1 protein-coding gene and 1 pseudogene are annotated in these 2231 nt (G+C 72.2%); both read left to right on the top strand.

The window, feature by feature from the left end; all coding sequences use genetic code 11:
* Nucleotides 1-334 precede the first annotated feature (334 nt).
* Complete coding sequence (locus tag K6I34_RS36035) at nt 335-1630, top strand: NAD(P)/FAD-dependent oxidoreductase (protein WP_229332242.1); 1296 nt, start codon at nt 335-337, stop codon at nt 1628-1630.
* Nucleotides 1631-1894: 264 nt separating this feature from the next.
* Nucleotides 1895-2231 (top strand): annotated as a pseudogene (locus tag K6I34_RS36030) (serine/threonine protein phosphatase); the annotation flags it as partial.

Raw genomic sequence — 2231 nt, 5'->3', positions numbered from 1 at the left:
CCCCACAACCCCGCGGCATCCTCGCTGACCTGCGCCCTTGTTCCCCGATCCGGCGATGGGCCGGCGGAGGGATCGGCTCCGCCACCGGTCATACATTTCGCGGGGCCTGTGGACAAACGTCTGTCGGCGGTGCGTCATGGGAGGGAGCCTTGCCGTGTCGCGACCGGCCCGGCACCCCGGTCGCGACACCCCTTGCCCACCTTTCCGAGCCGGACGACGCGCGACGACACACGGCACACGACCGCGGCACACGGCGACACACGACGACACGCGAGGAGGGGCCCCGGTGAAGGAACCGGCGCGCATTCTGATCGTCGGCGGCGGCTATGTCGGGATGTACACCGCCCTCCGGCTCCAGCGGAAGCTCCGGCGGGGCGAGGCCCACGTCATCGTGATCGACCCCGAGCCCTATATGACCTACCAGCCCTTCCTCCCCGAGGCCGCGGCCGGTTCGATCTCGCCCCGCCACGTCGTCGTCCCGCTCCGCCGCACGCTGCCCAAGTGCCAGGTCGTCGTCGGCGAGGTCACCGCCATCGACCACGCCAAGCGCACCGCGACCGTCAGCACCCTCGCCACGCGCGAGGACGGCACGGGCGCCATCGAGGTGCACTACGACGAACTGGTGCTCGCCCCCGGCTCGGTCTCCCGCACCCTCCCGGTCCCCGGCCTCGCCGACTACGGCATCGGCTTCAAGACCGTCGAGGAGGCCATCGGCCTGCGCAACCACGTCCTCGAACAGATGGACATCGCCTCCTCCACCCGCGACCCCGACGTCCGTGACGCCGCCCTCACCTTCGTCTTCGTCGGCGGCGGCTACGCGGGTGTCGAAGCCCTCGCCGAGCTGGAGGACATGGCCAGGTACGCCGCTCGCTACTACCACAACATCCGCCCCGACGACCTGAAGTTCGTCCTGGTCGAGGCCTCCGGCCGGATCCTCCCCGAGGTCGGCGAGGAGATGGGCCGCTACGCGCTGCGCGAGCTGCGCGGCCGCAACATCGACGTACGCCTCGACACCCGGCTCGACTCCTGCGCCGGCCGGGTCGCCGTGCTCAGCGACGGCTCCCGCTTCCCCACGCGCACCCTCGTGTGGACCGCGGGCGTCAAACCGCACCCGATCCTCGCCTCCACCGGCCTGCCCCTCACCGATCGCGGCCGTCTCAAGTGCGCCGCCACCCTCACCGTGGAGGGCGTCGCCCACGCGTGGGCGGGCGGCGACGCCGCGGCCGTCCCCGACCTCACGGCCGCCGAGCCCGGCACGGAGTGCGCCCCCAACGCCCAGCACGCCGTCCGCCAGACCAAGGTGCTCGCCCGGAACCTCCTCGCGTCCCTGCGCGGCAGGCCCCTGACGGAGTACCGCCACAAGTACGTCGGCTCCGTGGCCTCACTCGGCCTCCACAAGGGTGTCGCGCATGTGTACGGACGCAAGCTCAAGGGGTATCCGGCCTGGTTCCTGCACCGCGCCTACCACCTCAGCCGGATTCCCACGTTCAACAGAAAAGCGCGCGTTCTTGCCGAATGGACCCTCACGGGACTGTTCAAACGTGAGATCGTCTCGCTCGGCTCGCTGGAGAACCCGCGCGCCGAATTCGAACTCGCCGCGGACACAGGCCGTCACCCGGAAGCGAGTTGAGGCAGGTCGCGGCCGCTCCGCCGGAGTCGGGAACTCCCCCACAGGGGGCCGACGTCTGACGGATGTCAGTCCCGTCGGCCACACTGGTCGTGTGACCATGGGTGGGCTCGTATCTGCGAAGAGTAACGAAGACGAGGATTCGGACGCTTGCAGCATTCCCCCGGGGACAGGCCCCCGTACCGCCAACCGCGGCCCCGCGCCGGGCACGCGGCACAGCCACCCGTCGCCGCGCCGGCCCGGATCGACCCCGCGAGGTAACCGTCCGTGAACTTCACCCGCTGGAGTGCCCGGCTCCCCGGAACGCAGCGCCGAGCCGCCGCACGCGCCGAACGCCTGGAGCGCGCCGACCGGGCCGCCGCCTCCTCGCAGCCCGCGCCCACGCCCATGCCCACGGGCTCCGTCCCCGCCGCACGCGCCGAGACCGCCCTCACAGCTCCCTCAGGCCCCGGCGGTCCCGCCGGGCCGCCCGGCCACGACGACCCCGTCCCCACGCTCGCTGGCCTCTCCGTCCACGACTTCCTCGGCCAGGTCCCGGCCCTCGTCGCCGTCGTCTACGGCCCCGACCACCGCCTCGCCTACGTCAACGACGCCTACGCCGCCC

This window comes from Streptomyces sp. UNOC14_S4 (genome assembly GCF_020740835.1).
Taxonomy (GTDB): domain Bacteria; phylum Actinomycetota; class Actinomycetes; order Streptomycetales; family Streptomycetaceae; genus Streptomyces.
This window is presented reverse-complemented; position numbering and strand designations above follow the sequence as displayed.